The organism is Pedobacter sp. FW305-3-2-15-E-R2A2 (assembly GCF_038446955.1).
Lineage (GTDB): Bacteria > Bacteroidota > Bacteroidia > Sphingobacteriales > Sphingobacteriaceae > Pedobacter.
In genome coordinates, this window is sequence record NZ_CP151803.1 from 4,830,980 (window position 1) to 4,854,780 (window position 23,801).

At 42.9% G+C, this 23,801-nt stretch carries 19 protein-coding genes; 8 read left to right on the forward strand and 11 right to left on the reverse strand.

Features of this window, described 5'->3' with window-relative positions:
• Window positions 1–260 precede the first annotated feature (260 nt).
• Window positions 261–986 (forward strand): AcvB/VirJ family lysyl-phosphatidylglycerol hydrolase, encoded by a 726-nt coding sequence (locus AAFF35_RS19535; RefSeq protein WP_342328215.1) that lies wholly within the window; start codon window positions 261–263, stop codon window positions 984–986.
• A 40-nt stretch (window positions 987–1,026) separates the two neighbouring features.
• Complete coding sequence (locus AAFF35_RS19540) at window positions 1,027–2,940, forward strand: AAA family ATPase (RefSeq protein WP_342328216.1); 1,914 nt, start codon at window positions 1,027–1,029, stop codon at window positions 2,938–2,940.
• Here AAFF35_RS19540 and AAFF35_RS19545 read toward each other — a convergent pair whose 3' ends face one another.
• The 9 genes from AAFF35_RS19545 to AAFF35_RS19585 all read right to left on the reverse strand — a co-directional run bounded on the left by AAFF35_RS19545 (window position 2,941) and on the right by AAFF35_RS19585 (window position 12,926).
• Entirely contained in the window at window positions 2,941–5,382 is a 2,442-nt protein-coding gene (locus AAFF35_RS19545; protein ID WP_342328217.1) for an ABC transporter permease, read from the reverse strand.
• 157 nt (window positions 5,383–5,539) lie between these two features.
• Entirely contained in the window at window positions 5,540–6,796 is a 1,257-nt protein-coding gene (locus AAFF35_RS19550; protein ID WP_342328218.1) for an MFS transporter, read from the reverse strand.
• Window positions 6,797–6,810: 14 nt separating this feature from the next.
• Window positions 6,811–7,035 (reverse strand): hypothetical protein, encoded by a 225-nt coding sequence (locus tag AAFF35_RS19555; RefSeq protein WP_342328219.1) that lies wholly within the window; start codon window positions 7,033–7,035, stop codon window positions 6,811–6,813.
• A gap of 17 nt (window positions 7,036–7,052) precedes the next feature.
• The gene (locus tag AAFF35_RS19560) at window positions 7,053–7,643 is read right to left on the reverse strand and encodes a TetR/AcrR family transcriptional regulator (RefSeq protein WP_342328220.1); all 591 of its coding nucleotides are present in this window, start codon (window positions 7,641–7,643) and stop codon (window positions 7,053–7,055) included.
• Window positions 7,644–7,731: 88 nt separating this feature from the next.
• On the reverse strand, window positions 7,732–8,160 hold the full coding sequence (locus AAFF35_RS19565) for a DUF417 family protein (protein ID WP_342328221.1): 429 nt from the start codon (window positions 8,158–8,160) through the stop codon (window positions 7,732–7,734).
• Between the two features lie 70 nt (window positions 8,161–8,230).
• Window positions 8,231–8,422: a hypothetical protein gene (locus tag AAFF35_RS19570; protein ID WP_342328222.1), complete on the reverse strand. Its 192-nt coding sequence runs from the start codon at window positions 8,420–8,422 to the stop codon at window positions 8,231–8,233.
• Between the two features lie 64 nt (window positions 8,423–8,486).
• On the reverse strand, window positions 8,487–10,913 hold the full coding sequence (locus tag AAFF35_RS19575) for an ABC transporter permease (protein ID WP_342328223.1): 2,427 nt from the start codon (window positions 10,911–10,913) through the stop codon (window positions 8,487–8,489).
• A 1-nt stretch (window position 10,914) separates the two neighbouring features.
• Entirely contained in the window at window positions 10,915–11,592 is a 678-nt protein-coding gene (locus tag AAFF35_RS19580) for an ABC transporter ATP-binding protein (protein WP_073236371.1), read from the reverse strand.
• 77 nt (window positions 11,593–11,669) lie between these two features.
• Window positions 11,670–12,926, reverse strand: coding sequence for an HlyD family efflux transporter periplasmic adaptor subunit (locus tag AAFF35_RS19585; protein ID WP_342328224.1), 1,257 nt, complete (start codon window positions 12,924–12,926; stop codon window positions 11,670–11,672).
• A 246-nt stretch (window positions 12,927–13,172) separates the two neighbouring features.
• On the opposite strand from AAFF35_RS19585, the gene AAFF35_RS19590 reads away from it, so the two are divergent.
• The 3 genes from AAFF35_RS19590 to AAFF35_RS19600 all read left to right on the forward strand — a co-directional run bounded on the left by AAFF35_RS19590 (window position 13,173) and on the right by AAFF35_RS19600 (window position 17,098).
• Window positions 13,173–14,516 (forward strand): sigma-54 dependent transcriptional regulator, encoded by a 1,344-nt coding sequence (locus AAFF35_RS19590; protein WP_342328225.1) that lies wholly within the window; start codon window positions 13,173–13,175, stop codon window positions 14,514–14,516.
• On the forward strand, window positions 14,506–15,846 hold the full coding sequence (locus AAFF35_RS19595; protein ID WP_342328226.1) for a HAMP domain-containing sensor histidine kinase: 1,341 nt from the start codon (window positions 14,506–14,508) through the stop codon (window positions 15,844–15,846). The genes AAFF35_RS19590 and AAFF35_RS19595 overlap by 11 nt, the downstream gene beginning before the upstream one ends.
• A 313-nt stretch (window positions 15,847–16,159) precedes the next feature.
• Window positions 16,160–17,098 carry a lysophospholipid acyltransferase family protein gene (locus AAFF35_RS19600; RefSeq protein ID WP_342328227.1) on the forward strand — a complete coding sequence of 313 codons (939 nt, stop codon included), beginning with the start codon at window positions 16,160–16,162 and terminating at the stop codon, window positions 17,096–17,098.
• A 52-nt stretch (window positions 17,099–17,150) separates the two neighbouring features.
• On the opposite strand, the gene AAFF35_RS19605 is transcribed toward AAFF35_RS19600, so the two are convergent.
• Window positions 17,151–17,621: a tetratricopeptide repeat protein gene (locus AAFF35_RS19605; protein ID WP_342328228.1), complete on the reverse strand. Its 471-nt coding sequence runs from the start codon at window positions 17,619–17,621 to the stop codon at window positions 17,151–17,153.
• A gap of 201 nt (window positions 17,622–17,822) precedes the next feature.
• Here AAFF35_RS19605 and AAFF35_RS19610 point away from each other — a divergent pair, with 201 nt between their 5' ends.
• From AAFF35_RS19610 to AAFF35_RS19620, 3 genes are all read left to right on the forward strand, one after another.
• A complete protein-coding gene (locus AAFF35_RS19610) occupies window positions 17,823–20,906 on the forward strand; it encodes an AsmA family protein (RefSeq protein WP_342328229.1) in 3,084 nt (1,027 codons plus the stop codon).
• The gene (locus tag AAFF35_RS19615; RefSeq protein WP_342328230.1) at window positions 20,893–21,606 is read left to right on the forward strand and encodes a sterol desaturase family protein; all 714 of its coding nucleotides are present in this window, start codon (window positions 20,893–20,895) and stop codon (window positions 21,604–21,606) included. Before AAFF35_RS19610 ends, AAFF35_RS19615 begins: the two co-directional genes overlap by 14 nt.
• Before the next feature lie 108 nt (window positions 21,607–21,714).
• Complete coding sequence (locus tag AAFF35_RS19620) at window positions 21,715–22,767, forward strand: glycoside hydrolase family 18 (RefSeq protein WP_342328231.1); 1,053 nt, start codon at window positions 21,715–21,717, stop codon at window positions 22,765–22,767.
• A gap of 50 nt (window positions 22,768–22,817) precedes the next feature.
• On the opposite strand, the gene AAFF35_RS19625 is transcribed toward AAFF35_RS19620, so the two are convergent.
• On the reverse strand, window positions 22,818–23,765 hold the full coding sequence (locus tag AAFF35_RS19625) for an endo-beta-N-acetylglucosaminidase family protein (protein ID WP_342328232.1): 948 nt from the start codon (window positions 23,763–23,765) through the stop codon (window positions 22,818–22,820).
• Window positions 23,766–23,801: the final 36 nt, after the last annotated feature.

Here is a 23,801-nt window from a genome sequence, read left to right on the forward strand (position 1 = left end):
GGTTTATAATAATTAAAACTGCGGATGGGCCCGTCGTTTTGGGAGTGCGAAGATCATAAAATTTACCAACATTCGGATGGAAAATCTCACCTTTTTCGTAACTCGCTCATTCCTAAAATCATACGGACTGGATAACTTTTACTTGCTGTGGATAACTCAAAAAATGTGGAATTCGTCAGCGGGAGTTCGGGCGTTTTTTTCGTAATTTACATTTTTAATCTGAGATCAGCAGCAGCAAAAAAATAATCGATAAAAAGGGAATGGGGCACTGGAAAATTGGTATCGTTTTGGTTATAGCGTTTTTATTTTCCGGTTGCGGGATATTTCTCCGGAATAGAAAAATAAACCATTCCGGACTCGAGCGATATGACTACGATCTCCCCATCATCCTATACCCTTCTGCCGAGCCTGCGTCAAAAAAACTGATCTTTATTCTTTCCGGCGACGGAGGCTGGCTGGACTTCGAAGATGAGCTGGCCCGGCAATTTTCAGAAAAGGGTTTTCATACAGTGGGGTTCAATTCCAGAAACTACTTCTGGATACAAAGAACACCCCAGCAACTCAGTAAAGACATCCTGCTCTTGCTAAGAACGTATAGAAGAAAATATAAAGCATCAGAAATCTACCTCTGCGGTTATTCCTTCGGCGCTGATGTCGTCCCCTTTATATATAACCGCCTTCCTTTCCCTGCGAAAAGAAGGGTCATGTCCCTGCAACTGCTCTCCCCCTTTGCCAGCAGCGCCTTTAAAGTCCATACCGCAGACCTCCTCAATCTCGCCGGAGACGATAAGGCATACAAGGTGATCCCCGAAGTGGAAAAGATCAATATTCCCATCTTTTGTTATTACGGAATGGATGAAAACCCTAAACCACTAAATGAACTGAAGCTTAAAAATTTTAAAATTACGCTCCTTCCCGGCGACCATCATTATGAATTCCCTGCCAGTCAAACAATTGTGTCAGAATGTGGGAAATCATTGCGATAACTTCCTTACTGATTAGAAAATTTAGGCTAAATTTGCAGATATGAGCACTGTGGACCCTTCTACTGAAATTTTTGATAAAGTCATATCTTTTATTGAATATACCAATCAAAGCATCTTTCTGACCGGAAAAGCCGGAACAGGAAAGACGACTTTACTCAGAAAAATCAAAGAAACGACTGCAAAGAAGACCGTTATCGTTGCCCCGACAGGAGTAGCAGCGATGAATGCCAAAGGCGTAACGATCAACTCACTGTTCCAGCTTCCTCCAGGTTCCTTTTTCCCGGGGGATGTCAACCTTGCGAACTTAAAGGCCGGAGTGGTCTCGATCAAAACCCTGCTCACCGAACTCAATTATTCCAGAGAAAGAAAAAGCCTGCTGACAGAACTGGAACTGATGATCATCGATGAGGTATCCATGGTCCGCTGTGACGTGATTGATGCAGTAGATGCCATCCTGAGGATGGTTAGAAAAAATGATGCGCCTTTTGGCGGCGTGCAACTCCTGCTGATTGGCGATTTATTCCAGCTGCCTCCGGTAACCAAAAGAGAAGACTGGGACCTATTGAGTAAAGTATACCCCTCCCCTTATTTCTTCGAAGCCACTGTAGTGAAACAACACCCTTTGCTGCAGGTCGAACTTAAAAAGGTCTTCCGGCAAACAGAACCTGAATTTGTAGACATTCTGAACGACATCAGGAACAACCAGATCGGTGATGCGAGACTGGCCATCCTGAACCAGCGCTTTGATCCTGATTTTAAACAGGTAGAAGGATCCAACCACATTATCATTACTTCTCATAATGCGGAAGCCAATGCGGTGAACAATGAGAAACTGGATGAGCTGGAAGGACAGGATTATATTTTTGAAGGACAGGTAGACGGAACACTCAATATTCAAACCCTTCCCGTAGAACAGTCCCTGCGACTAAAAATAGGTGCTCAGGTGATGTTCATTAAAAACGATACGGGAGAAAACAGAAAGTTCTATAATGGGAAGATTGGAAAAGTGAAATCTATCGCGGGCGAAGAGATCTACATTTCTTTTCCTGACGAAGAAGACCTGCTCTTGGAAAGGGCTTCCTGGCAATCATTTGAATACAAGGCCAATGAAAATCAGGCCATCGTTCAACAGCAGGTAGGTGAATTTTACCAGTTCCCGATTAAGCTGGCCTGGGCAGTAACGATCCATAAAAGTCAGGGTTTAACCTTTGACAGCGCCATCATCGATGCCGGAAACTCTTTTGTTTCGGGACAGGTTTATGTCGCTTTAAGCAGGGTACGTACCCTAAACGGACTCATCCTCCGTTCCAAAATCAATAAAGAAAGCCTGCGTTCTAACATTGAAGTACTGAACTACATGAATACAGGCAATGAAGACGCACTGAGCGAATTGCTGTCTTCCTCACAAGAAAAGTATATCATTTATTTATTCAGTAATGTGTTCTCTTTTCAGGAAGTCATCGAGTCTTTGAATACGGTGACCTCAGACCATGAAATCATGAAGTCTAACGACGCTGAACTCAGGTCAATGATCGGGAACCTCAACAGGTCTGAAGAAGCGCTCCAGGACCTTTCTTTACGCTTCCAGTCTCAACTTCGTCAATTGCAGAAAGACAGCGGCTTAAGAGACCATAAAGCCATTCATGCGAGAATTGAAGCCGCCTTCAATTACTTTGCAAAAGAGATCAGTCTGCAGGTCATCAATCCCCTGAATAAACTGATCCGCAGCAAACCCAAGAGTAAATCCGATCAGCAACTGGTCCGCTTGTTCCAGCAGCATCGTTTATCAGCGGACAACAAACTGTATAAAATGCGTACTGCGACAGAAATTGCTGCAGAAGCCAGCAATTGGGAAGATCCGCATTTGCTGATGAAAAAACTGAATGAACTGCTGAAAAAGAAAATGAGTACACCCACAGCTGCTCAAAATGCAACTACGATCCAGTTATTCTAATTATTCATATTTCAGGGCATCGACAGGATTGGTCATCGTTGCTTTATAGGCCTGCCAGCTTACCGTAAGGATGGTGAGCGACAGCGATAAGAATCCGGTCAGCACAAACAACAGAACAGGCACCTCTATGCGGTAGGCAAAACCATTCAGCCATTTGTTCATCAAAATATAGGCAATCACGAAGGCAATCATATTTGCCAGCGCAACCAATCCTACAAACTCTTTATTCAGGAGCTTTAGAATTCCGGAAGTAGAAGCGCCCAAAACCCTTCGGACTGCAATTTCCCGGGTTCTGACCTTGGCATTATAAGTGGCCAAAGCAAAGAGCCCAAGTAAGGCAATACAAAGTGTGGCGATGCTAAACACCTGCATCAAGACACCCTGACGCTGGTAATCCTTCATATTTTTAGCAAAAGAATCGTCGAGCCACTGAGATCTTATTGGTAAGCCAGGTTCGATCTTTGCCCACTCTTCGCTGATCTTTTTTAAAGTTTCCTGAGGATTTTCAGCATGAATACTTAACAGCAGGTTTCCATATTGATACCAGCGTGCACTCACAATAAAATGTGACGGTTTTACTTCAGTCTCAAAGCCCTGATCATTAAAATCTTTCACGACACCAAGAATCCGGTAGTTTACCCCTCCACGTTCGTAAACGGTTCCAATAGGTTTTTTGAGGCCCAGCGCTTTTACCATCGCTTCATTTACCACTGAGCCGACATTAGTCGTATCTGCCCGAAAATTTGCATTGGAAAAGGCTCTGCCACTCTTTAAAACAGCACCCAGCGTTTCAAAATAATCAAAACCAACATAATAATCCTGTACCATCAGGTTTTGCCCAAGGTAATTTAAATCCCCCGAACTGCCACCATTGCCCCAGGGAGAACGACTGGAAAGCGTAACCTGCTTTACCCCTTCAATACGTTTCAGCCTTTGGCGGATTTGTTCAAATTTATCTGCAGGCATCTCTTTGATCCGATCCGTTTGTACATTAACAGACAAGACCTGAGCCCTTTGTAAACCAACATCTTTGCTTCGCATAAACTTAAGCTGACTAAACATAACAGCAAAACAGATGATAAAAGTACAGGTAATCACAAACTGGGTCACTACGAGCACCTTTCTGATGAGCACCCCTCTGGCACTACGGTCAAAATTTCCCTTCAACACCTTAACCGGCAAAAATCCGGAAAAATAAACTGCCGGATACAAACCGGCACAAAGGGTCACCAGAATAAAAACCACACTTACTTGCAGAAACAAGATGAATGCATTCCCGGCAGCAAAGAAACTGAGCTGGGTACCTAATAAGCTATTGAAATAAGGCAGCAGCAACTCCACCAGTGTTAATCCTAATAAAAAAGCACAGGTGGTCTGTAAAAAAGTCTCGAACAGAAACTGAACCACCAGCATTCTTTTTTCTACACCCAATACTTTCTTTACCCCAATTTCACGGGCACGTTTCCCGGCATGGGCAATGGCCAGATTGGTGAAATTGATACAGGCGATAACGAGCAAAAATATAGCCAGTGCCGACAAAACATACATCATGGTGGTTTTGCTTTTGCCATAGAAAACAGAACTCGTATAAACGCTGCCGACCGGCTCATAGATCAGCTCTGTTTTACTGTCCCTTCCTTCATTCAGAATTGCCTGTGCTTCAGCTATAGTTAGTAATCCTTTTGTATTTATGACCTTATTTGCATTCCTGGCCGTCCAGCGTGCCTTTGCATCCATAAATAATCGGGTAAGTTTAGGAAGCGCTATATCCGGATCTACCCCATCTTTTAACCGGATGTAAGAATTGTAGCTGAAATTGCCCCAATGCTCGTCTTTCGGCATAGACATGGGGGTAATGACATCTGCCCAGAAATGGGTCCGGTTCTTTTCATTGTCCCAAACCCCGGTAATGGTATGAACTTCTTTCTTTAAACCCAGCTTTATGGTTTTCCCCAATACCTGCTCCGTTCCAAATAACAGCAATGCGGTTTTCTTGTTGACGACCACACTCTTTGGCTGATTGAGTACCGTATTGATATCTCCCTGAAGGAAAGTAAATGGAAAAGTGCTGAAAAAGGTACTGTCTGCCTGTCTGGCATTGAGTTCATAATAAAACTGACGATCATGTTCAACGACTTCATTTCCCCAGCCGGTAATGCTCGCGCTCTCCACATCCGGAGATTTCTCCCTGATCAGAGAAATAAAACTTGCGGGCATCGTTTCCCACCATTCATCTGCAGCACCTACGCGAAAATGTACACCTACTTTATAAACGTTCTTCAGTTTTGGAGACCATTTATCATAGCCTGTTTCATAATTCAGGTACAATAGAATCAGAATAAAACCGGCCAGGCCAAACGCCAATCCGGCAATATTGATAAATGAAGCGCTCCTGTTTTTCCAGATATTACGGAAGGCAATCTTTAAGTTGAGTTTAAACATCGGGTGAAGTATTTATGGGTAAACTGGTCAGCAGCCCTTTTAAAACCATTTCAATGCCAAATCCTTAAACGATCCCTAAATCCATCAACAGGTGGGTGTCCTATGAAAAAAGCGTTCAATATCGAACATTCGTTGTTCCATATTGAACGCTTTCCAATTAGCTTTGCTGCTCTTTCTTTTTAACCATTACACTCACTTTGTATACGAAAATTCCACAGATTAAAACCATGACAGAAACGACCAGACCAAGGGTGTCATAATGTTGCAGGGGACTGCTTTTTGTTTCCTGAGTAACGATCAATCCGGCACATAAGGCAGCTATTCCACCTGCTACCTGCTGTAAAGAAGCATTCACACTCATAAAGGCACCCCGGTCTTTCATGTCCGGAATACTCATCGTTAGCGTGGTTGCCGGAATCATCCGGCTCATGATGCCCATAAAAAGGATCATGTTCAAGACCACCACTTCCCAGAGCGGAACAGGACTCAGATTGGTGTAGATCAGGATCAATACCACGGCAAGGACCGATCCTGCAGAAAAGATCATAAACTTATCTACTTTATCACTCAGCTTACCAATCAGGGGCATCATAATGATAGAGGCCACTCCGGTCAGCATGAATACCATTGGCAATTCAGTCTGGGTAATTTTAATGTTATTGATCAGGTAAGCACTTCCAAATGGCATCAGCATAAATCCGCCGACACTTAGAAAAGCTGTAGCCAAAAAACCGGTTTGATAAGATCGGTTAGAAACGGCATGCCATAGGTGTAAAAAGGCATTTTTATCCGATTGAACAGCAAGGTGCTGGTCAATTGGTTTCACCTTAATCAGAATCGTCAGGCCGATCAGAATGGCCAGCCCTACAATCATGAAGAAGGCGGCATGCCATCCCCAGATATTGGCCAGGTAAAGTCCTACCGGAATTCCCAGAATCTGACTGGCTGCAAAGGCCATTTGTACAAAGCCCATCACACGACCACGTTGATGAACGGCAAAAAGATCGGTTACGATGGTCATGGAGATCGCTCCGATTACGCCACCGAATAAACCCGTTACAATTCTTGCACCAAGCAACATTTCATAAGTAGTAGACATGGCACAGCATAAAGTACCAATAATGAATCCGGTATAAAAGAATAACAGAAGCTGTTTACGGTCAAATTTATCTGCAAAACCCGCGGCAAGGATTCCCGATGCACCGGCGCTAAACGCATAAGCAGAAACCACCAGGCCGAAACCTTTCGGGGTGATGGACAATGATTTCATTAGAAAATCGCCCAGGGGTGCCAGGACCATAAAGTCGAGCACGATGGTAAACTGGAGGAAAGCCAACAGGGCGATCACCAGCTTTTGATAGCCCGAAAAAGGGGCAGCTATATTAATATTGGGGTTAGGGAGTGTTTTTTCCATTAGGATAATTTTAATTAAGTTAATTCTTCGCACTGGTATCCGTTATGGACTACCAGGTCGATGACATCATGTAGCTTCCATTGGGAGGAGACGATCCTCAGGACACAGTCGATATCATCCTGGTCTACGGTCCAATTGGCAATTTTATATTCCTGCATCACTTTAGCGATCAATCGCTTATCTCCTTCGGTACGGATGTCTGTCTTGAAGAGCAGGATATCGTTCATATTCAGTTCCATAGGTTTTAGATTTTAGGTTATTTTTTTAAAGCTTTTAATACGAGATCAAAGGTTCCCCAAAGCACGTCATCGGTTAATACGAATGGTCTGCCGCCCATGCTTCGTCCTTCATTGTGGAACCGGATCAGGTTATACAAAGGGGCGAAGGCTACAGACCAGTAGGTTTCCAATGGCATTGCTTCTATCTCTCCTCTTTGTACGGCATTGTGCATGAATTTGCCCAAAGTGGATTTAAAGGTTTCAATCAGGCGCTCAAAAATCTTTTCCTGATAGGTGGAGGTTCGCAGTTGTTCCATCATCTGCACGGACAGCGGATTTCCCAACATACATTTTGCCCTGTTTTTCCATTGTTGCCGCAAGCCAACGGCAAAAGGGGCTTCGGGGTCGAAATCTTCCAGCATCATGGCGCTCATTCGTTCCGTTTCTTCCATCCCTACCTGGAGGATCAGGTCGTCCTTATCTTTGTAATAAATGTAAAGTGTCGCTACTGAAATGCCACATTCTTTGGCTAATTTACCCATGGTGAATCCCTCGAAACCGACCTTAACGAGCAACTCGATCGCCTTTTCCTTCACCAACTCTACTTTATTTACATCTCTGATACGCATCGCCTTATAATTGAATGTTCAAATATAAATGAATATTCATTTACTTATAACTTATTTATATAAATATTTTTTTATGCAGGTGAATAGTTTAGGTATTAGAGAGACTTTGATCCAGCACCTGTAACGAAACCCCCAATAGGGTCAGGTCTTTCAGGATGAAGAAATCCGTAATCGGCACCCCTTCCACCGAACGCCAAACTCCGGGTGTGGTAAACAGGAAGGAAATTGTGGTCAGAAAGATGAGGATAGACAAGCTGCCTCCGATTTTCCCCAGGGTTTTATTCCAGAAGGAACCGATCAACAAGAGTCCGGTCCCGATTTCAAAGACGCCGATAAAATTAGACACCCCCTGAAGGGAGGAGATGTTCAGCATCCAGCTCATCAGGAAACTATGCTCTACAAGCCCTTTAATTGCATCTGCTTCTGTATGGGTGAATTTAAAGATCCCGATCCAAATCAGGACAAGGGCAACTCCGATGACACTAAGGCCGTAGCCAAATTTTGAATAATTTTTCATTTGTAAAGATTTGTTTACCTCCTTGTCGGAGGTAAACTGAAATCCTTACCATAAATTTTCAAATTTCTTTTTATCCTTTGATCGCATCTTCCAGACTGGAACCATCTTTAGTCAGGACCTGGAAATGATTTTCTTTGGCCAGTGCCAGCAAATGACTGATAAAATCAGTAGCATTGGGATAAAAACTTTTATCAAATTTTAAAATCGTTTCAATTTTATTTACGGCATTAATGTATTCATCGTTTACTTCTTTTTGATTCATAACTGTTTTTTTTATAGGTGAGAATTATATCCTACAAGGTACAAATTCAACCGTTAAATTCCTGTTATTCATTCCTTAAGCTTTTCACCGGGTTTTCCAAAGCACTCTTTACCGTTTGAATGCTCACGGTAATTCCGGTAACGAGCACCGTTAGCAATCCTGCAAGCACAAATATCCACCATTCAACTTCGGTACGGTAAGGAAAATTCTCCAGCCAGTTGTGCATGATCCACCAGGATAAAGGCGTTCCAATCACAATTGCCAAGCCTACCCATCGGATAAATTCCATATTGATCAGCTTCAGAATCTGCCATGGCTTTGCACCCGAAATCTTGCGGATGGCAATTTCTTTTGTTCTCCGCAGCAACATCAGACTCGCTATGCCTAAGATCCCCAGACAAACTATAAAGATCGTCAGCCAGGTAAAAATCATGATGATCAACCCATAGGTCACATCTTCCTTATACTGCCGGTTGAAAAATTCATCCAGGAAAAAGGAATCAAAAGAGGAATCCGGAAAAACGCTCTTATACTCCTGTTCCAGCATTCCGGCAATCGCTTTTGCATTGGCTCCCTGAACCTTTACCGATACATACTGGAAATCCAGCAAATTCCATGGACTAAACATCAGGAACACTACCGGACGGAAGTTTTCCTTCAGGGAGAGGTGGTGGTAATCTTTGAGCACACCAATCACCTGATACTTCTTGTTCCCCTGCCCTTCCAGGTTTATAAAACCACCCACAGCCTCTTCTTCGTTTTTAAATCCAAAAATCTTCATCGCACTTTGCGTCAGGATCAGGGAATTGTCTTTATCCGCCCCAAAAGTTTTCGAGAAATTCCGCCCTTTGACAATTTTCAATTGATAAGCATCGATAAAATCATAATCTACCCGGAACATTTCGGTCAGCACCGAAACCTTTTCCGGGTCATTGTCCCGTTGATTGGCAATAAAGAAATCCACCATTTCTCCCGGAACAGCACTCGATCTGCTGACCGACTTTACGCCTCCAATGGTTTTCATCTTCTCGGTAATCATTTCCAGCTTCTCTTCATAATTATCCGTCTTTGCCGGTGTTTTAAAAACCAAGGTTTGCGCCACATCCGCTCCCAGGTCTTTCCCCTGCATATAATCCATTTGTCTTTTAATGGTCACCGTAGAGACCACCAGTACAATTGCCGCGGTAAACTGGAAAATGATCAGCCCATGGCGCAGGCCTTTGCCCATTCCCACCCGGAAAGACATCCTGTTTTTTAAGACCACTGCAATCTTGATGTTCCTCAGCACAAGAATCGGAACTGCACCGGTAATCAGGGTACTCAGCAGGAAAATCAGGACCAGCAGACCCCACACCATTGGGCGCTGCCAGAACTGACTAAACATTGGGGAATAATACAAATGCGTTAAAAAGGGAAGTGCAATGACCATCAGGATCAGAAAAATCGAAACCGCCAGGAAATTGATGATAAAAGACGCTATAAAGAACTGGATCATCATGTGCTTCGTTTTGCTGCCCACCAGTTTCCTCAGCCCGATTTCCCCGGCTCGTTCTATAGATTTGGAAGTCATGATATTGATGAAATTCACCCATCCTACAATCAGAATAATCAAGGCAAATACAAAGATGAAACGGACATTCTGTTTGCTTCCTTTCAGCTCAAATTCCATTGGCTTTAAAGGGTTCAGGTGGATATCAGCCAGCGGTACCATATGGATTTCCCAGCGCTTATCCCTCATCGCATCTTCTGTCTTGAACTTTTCTGCGAGGGCCGGGAATTTCTTTTCAATCATCCGGGCATCCGCTTCACTGTCTGTTTTTACATAGGTATAAGCAGAATGCATATACCAGAAATCCCTTTCAAACTGACTGGTACTCGCATAAGAAATGATCATGTCCAGCTTCAGGTGAGACTGAGGCGGAAAATCTTCAAAAACACCACTAACGGCACAGTGGTATACTACTTTTCGCGTCGTAATGTCCAGTACCTTTCCAATAGGGTCTGCATCGCCAAAATATTTTTTTGCAGCTGATGCGGAGATGGCAATGGTATTCGGTTCCAGCAATACTTTATGAGGATCACCTTTTAACAAGGGGAAAGAAAAGAAAGAGAGGAAATTACTGTCTGCAATCACGACCATTCGTTCCCTGTAAATCTTATCCTGATAGCGAACGATCCGTTCATTATCTTTAAAGTTGATCCTTGTGATCGCCTTTACCTCAGAAAATTCAGCTTTCATGGCACCTGCATAGCCGAAAGAACTTGTTGCCCAGGAATCCGCTACGGTCCCATTCAGCGTAAAATAGGATTCTGCACGGTATATTTTATCACTATCTTTATGGAAGTCATCATAATGGCTTTCAAAATCTACATAGTTCATCAGGATCACAAAAGCCCCCATAGAGATCACCAGACCGATCAGACTGATTAAGGTATAAAAGATGTTTTTCCGAAGGTTACGGAAGGCTATTTTTATATAATGCTTTATCATCTTATGCCAATATGTTTTCTGTAACCACTTGTCCGTCCAGCATTCTAATGATCCGGTGACTGTATTTCGCATCGTGTTCTGAATGCGTCACCATGATGATGGTTGTCCCCTGCGCATTCAGGTCAGTCATCAGTTGCATCACTTCATTGCCATTCACCGAGTCCAGGTTTCCCGTTGGCTCATCCGCAAGGATCAACTTGGGTTCATTGACTACTGCACGTGCTACGGCAACCCTTTGCTGCTGTCCGCCGGACAATTGCTGAGGAAAGTGATTTCTTCTGTGCATCAATTGCATTCGCTCTAAAACCTCATCTACTCTCTTTTTTCTTTCTTTCTCTTTCAGCTTGGTATAAATCAAGGGCAGCTCTACGTTTTCAAACACCGTGAGTTCATCAATCAGGTTGAAACTTTGGAATACGAAGCCAATGTTTTCTGTCCTCAGGTCAGAACGTTTATAGTCGTTAAATTTCGCGACTTCCGTGCCGTTGAAGAGAAAGCTACCTCCATCCAGGTCGTCCAGCAGGCCGAGAATATTCAGCAAAGTGGATTTCCCGCAGCCGGATGGTCCCATTACGGCAACAAACTCTCCTTTTTTCACTTCAAATGAAAGGTCATTTAAAGCAGTGGTTTCCAGCTCCTCAGAGCGATAGATCTTTTTAAGTTCAGTTATTTTAATCACGGTTCAGCTTTCTTTGTGTGGTTTCCTTGCTTATGCAATTTTATATTTTTTTAACTCAGTTTGTTCATTTCCTTGTATTAATCTCCTTTCAGGACTAATTCCTGCATATCGCCATAGGCTTCATAACCGGAAATAATCACCCGGTCGCCAGAAACAAGACCAGCTTTCAACTCATAAAAATCCGGATTCTGCCGACCGATCCTAAGGTCGGTCCGATGGGCAGTTTTGCCATCCTTACTCAATTTGAAAATCCAGTTTCCTCCTGTTTTCTGGTAGAAGCCACCCCGGGGTAGCAACAGTGCGTTTGTAGCGTCGCTCAATGCCAGGCGAACCTGCAGGGTCTGTCCTCTTCTAATGCCATCCGGCGTTTCCCCAACAAATTCCATATCTACCTGAAACTTCCCCTGGAGTACCTGGGTAAAGATCTTCTTCACCTTTAGCATGGTCTTTTTGTTGTTGAAACTAAATTCTGCCTGTAAACCCGGGAAGATTCTGGAAATGTAATGTTCATCAATCTCCGCGCGAACTTTAAATCCGCTGATCACATCGATCTGCCCAAGCCTTTCCCCCTTATTTTTATTCTGACCGATCTCAGCATCCAGGGAAGTCAGTTGTCCCGATACCGGTGCCCTTACGGTGAGGTCTTCTACTTTCTTACGCATCACGGCAAGGGCATTTTGTGTGCGCTGGAAAGACTGTGCACTTTGATACAGCTCCTGTTTCGTCAATGTCGAATCCTGTTTCAAAATCTGTGTGGTCAGCTTTTTCTTTTTCACCTGGTAATTGTAGGCAATCTGACTTTGTTTAAATTCCTGCGCAGCAATCATCTTCTGATCAAATAGCTTTTTGTTCATCAGGTAAGTCCTTTCTGCTTCCTCCCAGGAGCTCTCTACATCGGCCATCTGGTTTAATTTCCCGATCGTATTCTGTTGCGCGGCGTTTCTGGAGATCTGCATTTGAGTCAGCAGGTTGAATACCGCCGTCTCCTGGTTTGCCAGGCTGAGCTCGAGGTCCGTATTTGACAGTTTTAAAATGGGATCTCCTTTTTTTAGAAAAGCGCCATCTTCGACAAACTTCTCTTCCAGTCTCCCTCCTTCGGCAGCATCCAGGTAAATGGAAGTGATGGGCATCACCACTCCATTCACGGGAATAAACTCCTGAAAGGCGCCTTTCCTGATGTCGGCAATGACCAGGTTAGAAAGCTCCACTTTCACCCGGCTTTTACCTGAACCCAACAGGTATCCTGAAGCCATTAATCCGACCATCAGAAGGGCTCCTGCCAGGAGGGCAATCCGTTTAAAACTCCAGCGCTTTTTTTGTAAAACTGTATCCAAGATGTTATTATTTTAAGAAGAAAAAATCTACTCCAATTCCTTCATAAAAGCCATACCAACAAAACAAACAACTGTTCATCAGCCAATTAAACAAAAAGCTATAAGAATTAGCCGTTCGCATCCGAACAATTACCGTTCGGTTTCGGTACAGTAGTAAAGCTTCTTTTTTCAAAAAATAACATTGCTAAGACTCCCATTAAATCCTATACTTGTAATCGCCCATTTTAAAGCAATTCATTTTTATTTATGCAGCTGAAAAACAGATCTATTTTAGTGGTTGATGATGATCCCGATGTGCTCACCGCAGTAAGACTTTTATTGAATACCGAAGTCGGAGAAGTGGTCACGGAAAAGAACCCAGAGCAACTTCCTTCTCTACTCTCTGCAAAGCGCTTCGACCTCATCCTTTTGGACATGAATTTCAAAAGCGCCATTCACAATGGGAATGAAGGTTTTTTCTGGCTGAATAAAATAAAGGCGATGGCAGCCGATACCAAGGTCATCATGATTACTGCTTACGGAGACATTGACCTGGCGATCCAATCTTTAAAAAACGGGGCTGCCGACTTTGTCGTTAAGCCATGGTACAATGAAAAATTACTGAATACCATCGCCGAAGCGCTGGATAAAAAAGAAAAAACCAAAGCAAAAGGTATAGACAACAGCCAGGGCATCAACGGTGATTTAATCGGCACATCGGATGTCATGCAGGAGATCTTTTATAAAATCAGCCGTGTTGCCCCCACCGATGCGAATATTCTCATCCTTGGAGAAAACGGAACGGGCAAAGATCTGATTGCGAAGGCCATCTACCAGCAATCTTTAAGGGCACAAAAGCCGTTCGTCAAAGTAGACATCGGTTCCCTTACGGAAGGCCTTTTTGAAAGCGAGCTATTCGGACATAAAAAGGGCGCCTATACCGATGCCAGAGAAGACCGGACAGGCCGGTTCGAAGCTGCAGATACCGGGACCTTATTTCTGGACGAAATCGGGAACATCAGTTTACAGCAACAGGCCAAATTATTGAGCGTGCTGCAAAACAGGCAGGTGATCAAGATAGGCAGCAACGACGCCGTTCCTGTAGACATCAGGCTCATCTGTGCCACCAATGTAGAGATCCGGGAGCTGGCAATGGAGAACCGTTTCCGTAAAGACCTGATATATAGAATCAATACCGTAGAAATTATTGTTCCTCCGCTAAGGAAACGGGGAAAAGATGTATTGCTGCTGGCCAGGCATTTCAGTAAGGTTTATGCAGAGAAATACTTTAAATCCGCGATGGACTTTGAGGCCTCTGCAATGGATAAGCTCTTACAATACTCCTTCCCCGGAAATGTAAGAGAACTACAATATACCATAGAGCGTGCGGTCATTATGGCGGAAGGCCCGATATTGAAGGACAGTGACCTCGTCTTCTCTCCTATAGAAACGGCAATCCCCATCAATGAAGACCTGAGTTTGAAATCATTAGAGAAGAATGCCATCCTGCAGGTCATTGAGAAAAACCGCGGGAACATTACCTGGGCAGCAAAAGAACTTGGCATTACCAGGAACGCATTATACCGCAGGCTGAGCAAATATGATATTTAAGCACCTGATCTGGCGAACAATCCGGAGCATCACACTCCTGTTTATCCCCCTTGCTGCCGCATCTTATTGTCTCGTACAAGGATGGTTTTCCTGGCTCATCCCTTTGTCCATCCTGATCATTTACCTCATGGTATCAGGCTATAGGTCACAATTGAAAATGTACCGGGAATTTGAACATTTTATAGAAGCTGTCCGATACCAGGATTTTTCCCTTCATTTTGAGGTGAAACATGCTCCCCCGGAACTGAAACCGCTCAGAAAAGGGTTTAACGACATTAACGCTGCTTTTAAACAGCTTTCAAGAGAAAAAGAAACACAATATCAATATTTAAAGAAGATCCTGGAATTGATCGATACCGGCATTTTATCCTATCAGACAGAGAATGGAGAAGTGATCTGGATGAATGAATCTCTAAAAGAGATGCTTCAAATTCCTTATTTGAAAACCATTACTTCTCTTGGTCAGAGGGATGAAAAATTACATCAGGAGATCATTTCTTTAAAATCCGGGGAGTCTAAAATTGCCGGAATTCAAAATGGGGACCAGACCTTAAAAGTATTGCTTTCTGCGACGGCCTTTCAAACCGGATCTTTAAAATTTCAGGTGATTGCCTTTCAGAACCTCAATGAAGTGTTGGATGAAACAGAAGCAAAGGCATGGCAAAAATTATTGAGTGTATTGACCCATGAGCTCATGAACTCTATTGCACCCATCTCCTCTTTGGCCGGAACGCTTAAAAACCGGCTTTCCGCTTTAGAAAGAACCGCACCTTATACCGCTGTTTTTGAAGACCTGGAAATGGGAATTGAAACGATACAGAGAAGAAGTGAGGGCTTATTGAGGTTTGCAGAAACCTATAGAAATCTGAATAAAACAACGGCTCCGGTTATGGAACAGTTGCAGGTGAGACCGTTGCTGGAAAACATCTATCAGCTGATGCAACCCACCCTGCAACAGAAAAACATTGAACTGGAATTGATTCTTGCAGATGCCAAACTTTTGATCAAAGCAGATCATGCTTTAATGGAGCAGGTGCTCATTAACCTTTTGCTAAATGCGGTGGATGCCTTGAAAGATCAGGCCAATCCGAAAATCATACTCTCTGCCGAAAACAATGAGAAGGGTAAAGTAGCCATCAGGGTGACCGATAATGGTTGTGGAATTCCCACGGAAATGACCGACAGTATATTTGTCCCTTTCTTCAGTACCAAAAAATCAGGTGGTGGGATCGGCCTTCCATTATGTAAACAAATTGTAATGCTCCACCATGGGCAAATCCAGTTCCATTCTGTGGAAGGTTTGGGTTCCAGTTTCATCATCTCCTTATAACCGTTTTGTCTTTCAAATTCCTGCTCCATAACAAGTTGGGAGCAGCGTAGGGAAATACCCGAAAATGACTCGATTTATAGTCGCTGCTTACCCGCCTTTAACACGCTTTCAAGCGGGCTTGCACCGAGTATAGAGCGTGTATAGAGCCTGGTTAGAGCGCGTATAGGGACAAGCGGTTCTCAAGCAGGTATTTACTTGTTCCGAAGCTGAATATGACGCTATAATGAAGCTGTTTTGTTGTAAAAAAAATCTCCTCTTTTTATTTTTACCATGTCAACACAACAGCGATAAGTCCTGGTTAAATTTTCAGATCATGATTCAGCAGCAAGGTAAATCTCCGGAAACGGCTCCTGACCGTCTTCATTTCTTCTCCCGAATGGCTTCAAAAGCTGGCATATTTGTGCTGAATAGTTTATCCAGACTTCCACTTTCCATCCTCTATTTTTTTGCAGGTTTTGTTTATTTCCTCATTTACCATGTACTTGGTTACCGGAAAAAAGTAGTCAGCGCGAATTTACGTAATGCATTTCCAGACAAAACTGTTGCCGGGTTAAAAACCATAGAAAAGGGCTACTTCAGACATCTGTCCAGAATTATGGTAGAGATCTTTAAGATGAGGACCATTTCTGCAAAGGAACTTTCTGAACGTGTTCAGTTTAAAAATCTGAGCAACATCAATGTTTATCTCGATCAGGGCAAAAGCATCGTGCTCTGTTCCCCGCATTATGGAAATTGGGAATGGTCCGTGATGGCACTCGGACTGCATGTAAAGTCGCATATTTACACCATTTATAAGCCGCTAAGCAATGCGATATTTGACAAATGGTTCTATCAGATGAGAAATAGGTATGGAAATACCATGGTTCCAATGAGAAATACCCTCCGTGCTATAAAAAGCACTGAAGCCGAAACCAGTATATTTTGTTTTGCAAATGATCAGGCACCCCCAAAGGAAGAATCACATTATTGGGTCAATTTCCTCCATCAGCCCACCTCTTTTCATTTAGGGGTAGAAAAAATTGCACAAAAGACCGGAAGACCAGTGTTTTATGGCTTGATGAAAATTATTAAAAAAGGTTATTATGAAATAGAATTTATTCCGATTGATTTAAAACCTGAGGAAAGCCCATCCGGAACCATTACGGACCGATATGCGGCGATATTGGAAAAAACCCTGAATGCCGCACCTTCCTACTGGTTATGGAGCCATAAACGCTGGAAACACCAGCCTGAACCCGGCATCAGGCCATGAACAACAGGAGTTGCCTTATTGAACAGGGAGCGATGCCGGGTGTAGAAAAAGCTTAAGGTTGTTCTTTCAGGTTTACATTGGAACTTAAGAAATCCAGGTATTTATCGTCTTCCCCTTCAAAGATCTCTTCAGGATCCAGCAGATAAGCCCTAAGAAGGAACTCTTTTGCTTTCTCCTCGTTGGCTTGCTCCAGGTAACATTCTCCTAATCTCAACATGATAAAAGGGTTAGAATATACGTTTTCCTCAACATTGCTTTTTGCGGTCAGAAAGTACGTTAATGCAGTTTCAAAATCGTCTTGCAGGAAATAAGCATCTCCTATCGAGGCATTCAGCCAAACACTTTGAATATAATGATTTTGTGGTTCAGGAATCAGGGCCAATGCCTCTTCCCAGCTGGCTACAGCGCCATCAAAATCTTCTTCATCCATACAGTCGTTTCCACTTTCTGAAAGCGCATCAATTTTTGTCAACACTTCATTGGAAAGCTCAGGAAAAGCTCCGTTTATTTCGTCTTCGTTCATGATCTGATCTTTAAGTTCTCAGGCATTCTGAGAATGCCCTTTTTATAAATACAATAATCGGGTTTTAGTTTCCGTAAAACAATTCAAATGTTCAGGTAGTTGTCTCCGCCAACAGAAGTAACACTCCCGTTTTTATAACTGTGCATTTTTAGCTTTTAAAAAATTACCTTTGCTCCTTATAAATATTAACATCATTATCTTTTGAAAAAAGTTCTTAAAATTACCGGAATAACAATTGCGTCTATTGTACTGCTCTTATTTATCACGCCTTACCTGCTGCCAAACACCATCTCTAAAGAAGTGGAAAAATGGGTGAATGGAAACATCAAAGGTGAAGTTAAATTCGACAGCAGCAGTTTGTCCTTTTTTAAGCATTTTCCATCCTTAACTTTTAGCCTTCATAACTTTTCGTTAAAGGGCGCGGTACCATTTCAGCAGGACACCTTGCTCTTTACCAAAGAATTGTCCTTCCGGGTAGATTTACGCACCGTTTTTTCCGATCAGATCAAGATTGATCAGGTGTTCATCGACCAGGCCAATATCAATATTGAAGTAGATGAAAAAGGAAATGCCAATTACAATGTATATGAAAGTAAAACAGATACCACAAAAAAAGCAGACAGCAGCGCTACGGGAATAAAGATCGAAGGTATCTTCATTAACAAAAGTAACCTGACCTATAACGACCGCTCTGTGCCGATGATGGTCAGCGCCAAAGGATTGAACTATTCCGGACAAGGAGATTTAAGCAAGGCGATTTTCGACTTAAAAAGCCAGGCCGCAATCGATACCCTGAATCTTTACTATAATGGTACGCCTTACCTGCTGAACAAAAAAGTCAATGCCAAGCTCCTGACTAAAATCAACACCAGCTCCCTGGATCTGATGTTTGATGAAAATGATTTAAAGATCAACTCCCTGCCCATCGAATTTGTCGGCCGTTTCTCTTTTCTAAAAGATGGCTACGACATCAACTTTAAAACCAGGGCAAAAGAAACAGACCTGCACAATATTTTCTCGGCCATGCCTCCTGCCCTTGCAAGTCGCATGGAAAAAACCAATATTAAAGGATATGCAGAGATTAATGCTTCTTTAATTGGAAAATACCTGGCAAAAAGTAAGGCCATGCCCACCTTGTCCTTTAACATGAAAATCCGTGAAGGACAAATTTCGAATCCAAAGGCGCCAGAGTCCATCAGCAATTTATACCTGAACCTGCAAACGAAATTACCCAGTTTAAATATGGACAGCTTATCGATCAACATGGATAGCCTGTATTTTAATATGGGAAAAGACCATGTCAGCTCGGTTGTAAAATTAAACGGACTCAAAGAACCGGAAATCTTTATCAAAACACGCGCATCAATTGATCTTGGCAAATGGGGAAAGATTTTTGGTGTAGATCAGATCAGAGGGCATTATAACCTCGACCTGGATGCAGATGGCAAGTATACCAAAAAAGTAGTCCGCAGTGGCATCAGACAAATAGATACGGTGATCGCTACCATTCCCAAATTCAATTTAAAATCTTCGGTAAGTAACGGCTATTTCAAATATGCCTCCCTTCCGGCTGCGATCGATAAGATCAATTTCAGCATGAATGGCCATAATCCGGACGGCAATTACAAGAACACCAAACTGGAAATCAGCGACATTAACATACAGGCACTGAGCAATTACATCCGTGGTTTTGCAAAATTGCAGACCGCAGAAAACAACCCTATAGATGTACAGTTAAAATCCATGATCAACTTTGCGGAGATCAAAAACTTCTACCCGCTGAAAGACCTGGAACTGAGTGGAGAACTGAACCTGGACGTACAAAGTAAAGGTGGTTACAATAAAATTAAAAAACTGTTCCCGGTAACTTCTGCTACAATTAAGCTGGCAAACGGAAGGATTAAAACCGCTCATTTTGAGCAGGCACTGGAACAAATTGTGGTAGACGGAACGCTGGTTAACAAAGACGGAAGCCTGAGAGGGACGCAACTGAACATCAAACCCATCTCCTTTCAAATGGCGGGTCAGCCTTTTATGTTAAAAGCAGATCTTAAAAATTTCGACAACATGAGCTATAATGTCAGCTCTAAAGGCACGATAGATATCGGAAAAATGTATCAGTTATTTGCGATCAAAGGGTATAACGTTAAAGGTTCTGTATTTAGTGATGTCTCCTTTAAAGGCCTGCAAAGCGATGCGCTTAATGGCAGGTATCAAAAGCTAAACAACAAGGGACGTGTGGTGGTTAAAGAACTTACCCTGGAATCAGACCTCTTTCCTAAATCTTTCTTCATCAAAAACGGCTTGTTCTCTTTTGCTCAGGATAAAATGAAATTTGAGCGTTTTACTGCCAGCTATGGCAAATCAGATTTCACGATGAATGGTCATTTAGGCAACATTATCAATTATGTATTGTCGGACAAGGCCATGCTTACCGGAAACTTCAACCTGCAAACGAAACAGCTTTTTGCGGATGAGTTCATGGTGTATAATGCAGCTCCTGCACAGCCGGGAAAAACAGCGGCTGGAAGCGGCGTCATCATTATTCCGAATAACTTAAATGTATCTGTCGTAGCGGATGCAGCTGCCGTATATTATAATGGATTGAAAGTTAAAGATGCAAAAGGAACACTGGCATTAAATAACGGAACCATGACCCTGAGTCAGACGAGCTTTAACCTGGTAGATGCCCCAATGACGATGGATGCTACCTATAAGAGTTTAAGTCCTAAGTCTGCCATTTTCGACTACCATATCTCGGCTAAGGAGTTCGACATTTCCAAGGCTTATAAAGAGATCAAACTCTTCCGTGAACTCGCTACTTCGGCCTCCAAAGTGAAAGGTATTGTAGGACTGGATTATCAGCTTTCAGGTAAATTGAATAAAGACATGTTCCCTGTTTTCCCAACCTTAAAAGGTGGAGGAACCCTTTCTCTTAAAAAGATTAGCCTCATGGGCTTTAAATTCATGAATGCCGTGAGTAAAGCGACCCGTCGTGATAGTTTAAACAATCCGGATCTTTCTGAAGTCAACATCAGGAGTACCATCAAAAATAACATCATTACCATCGAAAGGTTTAAAATGCGTGTGGCAGGATTCCGTCCGCGTTTTGAAGGTCAGGTGAGTTTTGATGGCCGTCTGAACATCAGTGGCAGACTCGGTTTGCCTCCATTTGGCCTGATTGGAATTCCATTGAGCATTACCGGAACCCAGGACAATCCTAAAGTTGCCTTGAAAAGGAATAAAGAAGGAAAACTGGAGGAAACTGAGGATGATGACAAATGATGGATTAACTTATTTACTGGAATTACCGGCCATTTATTTATGGCCGGTATTTTTGTTGGAAAACGTGTTGATTACGGTATTGGTTTTATGGTCTGGAAGGGTCATCCAGCAGAGGTTTTCTCCTCTGGCGATTCCTGCTTATACCTATAGCCGCAAAGAATGGCTGATCTGCGGGCTCACCAATCTCCTGAATACCGTGGTTACTTATATCGGTTACTGGTTATGGAAAAATGCCTTTATTGGGATCAGCACGGAAGTTTCCGTCTTCATTTTAATTGATTTCCTGATCCTGTTCCTGGCGATGGACCTCCTGATGTATGTTTTTCATTATATCATCCATAAAACCTGGTTGTACAAGGCCATACACGGATTGCACCATGAGGCTGTAAATCCCAAGCCTATAGACCTATTTGTTTTACATCCCCTGGAAACCATCAGCTTTGGAGCCCTCTGGCTCCTGTTGTTATTATTATGGACCTTCAACCTTTATGCGATCATCATTTACCTGATGATCAATGTGCTGTTTGGTATGATTGGCCATTTGGGGATGGAACCCTTAAATGCCACTTTGCGTAATAAACCGCTGTTAAAATATCTGGGAACCTCCAGTTTCCATCACCAGCACCATCAGGATATTGACCATAACTTCGGTTTTTACACGAGCATCTGGGATCGGTTATTTGGAACTTACAAAGCGTAGGCCTACTTCTATTCTTCTCTCAACAACCTCAGCTAAATCAATTTAATCTTTGGATTAAAGAAGATAAACCTGTAATTTTCAGGAATCAACACACAAAATTACTCTCTTATGAAAAGTCCTCTATTCAGCCCTTTCTCAGCGGCTGTATTCCTCTTGATCTGCCTCCTTTCCTGCAAAATAACCAGTGTCGGACAAAGTCCAAAAAAACTTTCCAGGGAGGAACTCGCCAGCTTACTGGCTTATAAAAAAAGCCCGCACAAATTGTTTATCGGTTACCTGGTTGGGGATGGAAACGACCCTGACGCCTCCTTTAATATGCTCAATGTTCCCGACAGTGTGGATATTATAGAGGGCTTTGCCGGATATGATCAGAACCCGGATCACTGGCGCGCTTTACAGGCAAAAGGTACAAGAATTGTCTACTGTTCTTTCCCTAAAAACGATGCTTATTTTGACGGATCGATCAAGGACCCTGCAACGAAAGAACCGGGCTATGTTGCTCCTCCAAACTTTGACAACACCAAGCCCAATGCCAACAGCACTTATCACCATTGGGCAAAGGCGATGTACCACAAATACATTCAGCAAATGGGCTGGGACGGAATAGATGTAGACATTGAAAGAGGCACTTTTGGCAATGATGCACCTGCATCAAATGCAGTAGCTGTATTAACGGCCGTGGCCAGATATTTCGGGCCGAATGCGGAAGCAGGAAACTTGACAAATGCAGGCCTAAAACCTCTTTTTCTTTTTGATACGGATGTGGATACGAAAGATAGCGAACCATTGAGCTATGGACGGATCTATACGCCTTACAAAAGTAATTATGATTACGCTTTGTTTCAATGTTATGTAGGTGGTGCGCGTCGCTGGAAAGGTTCCAAGGTTTCTGAGCTCACTCCTCTGCTTTCTGCCTTTGGCAAGGATAAATTAATTGTCATGACCAATGGGGATGAATGGAAGTATCAGAATGGCGGTCAGGATAGTCCGCCGGACGGGGATACAAAAGCAACGCAATGGTTATTGGACATTTCTAAATGGACTAAAGACAACGATACACAAGGTGTCGGTGCTTATCGGATGAGCAGGGATTATAACCATACGCCACATTTCAAAGTCAGCAGAGAAAGCATTCAAATTATGAATCCTTTTAAACAATAGCGTAATAAATTCAGTCAGACCATAATAATGGTCTGACTGAATTATTTTGATTAAGGATTCATGATCTTAATCAAGCGTTTTGTCACTGCATAATCCGCAGCAATGATATTGTCCGTTTTAGATGGAATATCGCGATCTATCGCATAAGAGAACACTCCGCCTTTGGTCCCCTGTGTAGGTTGCCAGCGTGCATAGTTATAACACCTGCCCGTTAAGTTTGGATCCGGATACAATACATCTCCCCAGTTTGCACCGTTCTCTTCGTAGAATGAAAATCCAGGTAAGAACTTATCAGGCGTGATGTAAAGAGCATATAAATTGAACGTGCTGGTTAGATTACTGGTACTTCTTCCATAAGCCTGTAGGAAGGTATAATCGATCAGCTTATAGATAGAAGTGAAGAAAGTAGTCGGGTTTTGGTTCGTATCATAGATGAACTTTTTACCCGTACCTGATCTCGGACCAAAATACTTAGACAAAGCTTTCACTGCGGCTACCTTTTTGGCTAAAGTAGTTCCGGTTGGATTGCTCTCTACGTCGATGTCGATTCCATCCAGGTTGTATTCCGTTACCCATTTATCATTGATGGTTTTCGCCCATGCAGCATAACCTGTAGAGTCTTGTCCGCCGGTAGTGGTGGCGCTATTCAGGTCTCCGATTGTGATGATTACTTTTGTTCCTTTAGTATGTAAATAAGGGACATAATTGGTTTTCAACACATTCCAGTAAGCATTTTCTGGCGGAGTATAATCCGGAAATACCATGACCATATCCAGACTGTCCGGCAAACGGCGCATGCTCGTTTTATTTCCACTTTCGGTTACACTATCACGCCAGGTGCGGTAATAACCAACACTCAGCTGATGCTTGCTGTTCTTGTAATCAATTAAACTTCCGGTGGTTACGACTTCGGTACCGCTTACAGGTGGATTCTTCTTGCAAGCTGTTGCAAAGCCCATTAAGGCCAGGCCAATTAAACAAATTTTTAAGTTTTTCATTTCTCAGGGATATAGGGTTGATTTAGTTTTTCAAAT

Bases quoted from the DNA above. Each gene is read 5' to 3' on its own strand.
- AAFF35_RS19535 (WP_342328215.1), top strand. From the start codon at position 261: ATGGGGCACTGGAAAATTGGTATCGTTTTGGTTATAGCGTTTTTATTT.
- AAFF35_RS19545 (WP_342328217.1), bottom strand. From the start codon at position 5,382: ATGTTTAAACTCAACTTAAAGATTGCCTTCCGTAATATCTGGAAAAAC.
- AAFF35_RS19590 (WP_342328225.1), top strand. From the start codon at position 13,173: ATGCAGCTGAAAAACAGATCTATTTTAGTGGTTGATGATGATCCCGAT.
- AAFF35_RS19620 (WP_342328231.1), top strand. From the start codon at position 21,715: ATGAAAAGTCCTCTATTCAGCCCTTTCTCAGCGGCTGTATTCCTCTTG.
- AAFF35_RS19625 (WP_342328232.1), bottom strand. From the start codon at position 23,765: ATGAAAAACTTAAAAATTTGTTTAATTGGCCTGGCCTTAATGGGCTTT.
- AAFF35_RS19560 (WP_342328220.1), bottom strand. From the start codon at position 7,643: ATGCGTATCAGAGATGTAAATAAAGTAGAGTTGGTGAAGGAAAAGGCG.
- AAFF35_RS19605 (WP_342328228.1), bottom strand. From the start codon at position 17,621: ATGAACGAAGACGAAATAAACGGAGCTTTTCCTGAGCTTTCCAATGAA.
- AAFF35_RS19595 (WP_342328226.1), top strand. From the start codon at position 14,506: ATGATATTTAAGCACCTGATCTGGCGAACAATCCGGAGCATCACACTC.
- AAFF35_RS19540 (WP_342328216.1), top strand. From the start codon at position 1,027: ATGAGCACTGTGGACCCTTCTACTGAAATTTTTGATAAAGTCATATCT.
- AAFF35_RS19550 (WP_342328218.1), bottom strand. From the start codon at position 6,796: ATGGAAAAAACACTCCCTAACCCCAATATTAATATAGCTGCCCCTTTT.
- AAFF35_RS19570 (WP_342328222.1), bottom strand. From the start codon at position 8,422: ATGAATCAAAAAGAAGTAAACGATGAATACATTAATGCCGTAAATAAA.
- AAFF35_RS19555 (WP_342328219.1), bottom strand. From the start codon at position 7,035: ATGGAACTGAATATGAACGATATCCTGCTCTTCAAGACAGACATCCGT.
- AAFF35_RS19600 (WP_342328227.1), top strand. From the start codon at position 16,160: ATGATTCAGCAGCAAGGTAAATCTCCGGAAACGGCTCCTGACCGTCTT.
- AAFF35_RS19615 (WP_342328230.1), top strand. From the start codon at position 20,893: ATGATGACAAATGATGGATTAACTTATTTACTGGAATTACCGGCCATT.
- AAFF35_RS19575 (WP_342328223.1), bottom strand. From the start codon at position 10,913: ATGATAAAGCATTATATAAAAATAGCCTTCCGTAACCTTCGGAAAAAC.
- AAFF35_RS19565 (WP_342328221.1), bottom strand. From the start codon at position 8,160: ATGAAAAATTATTCAAAATTTGGCTACGGCCTTAGTGTCATCGGAGTT.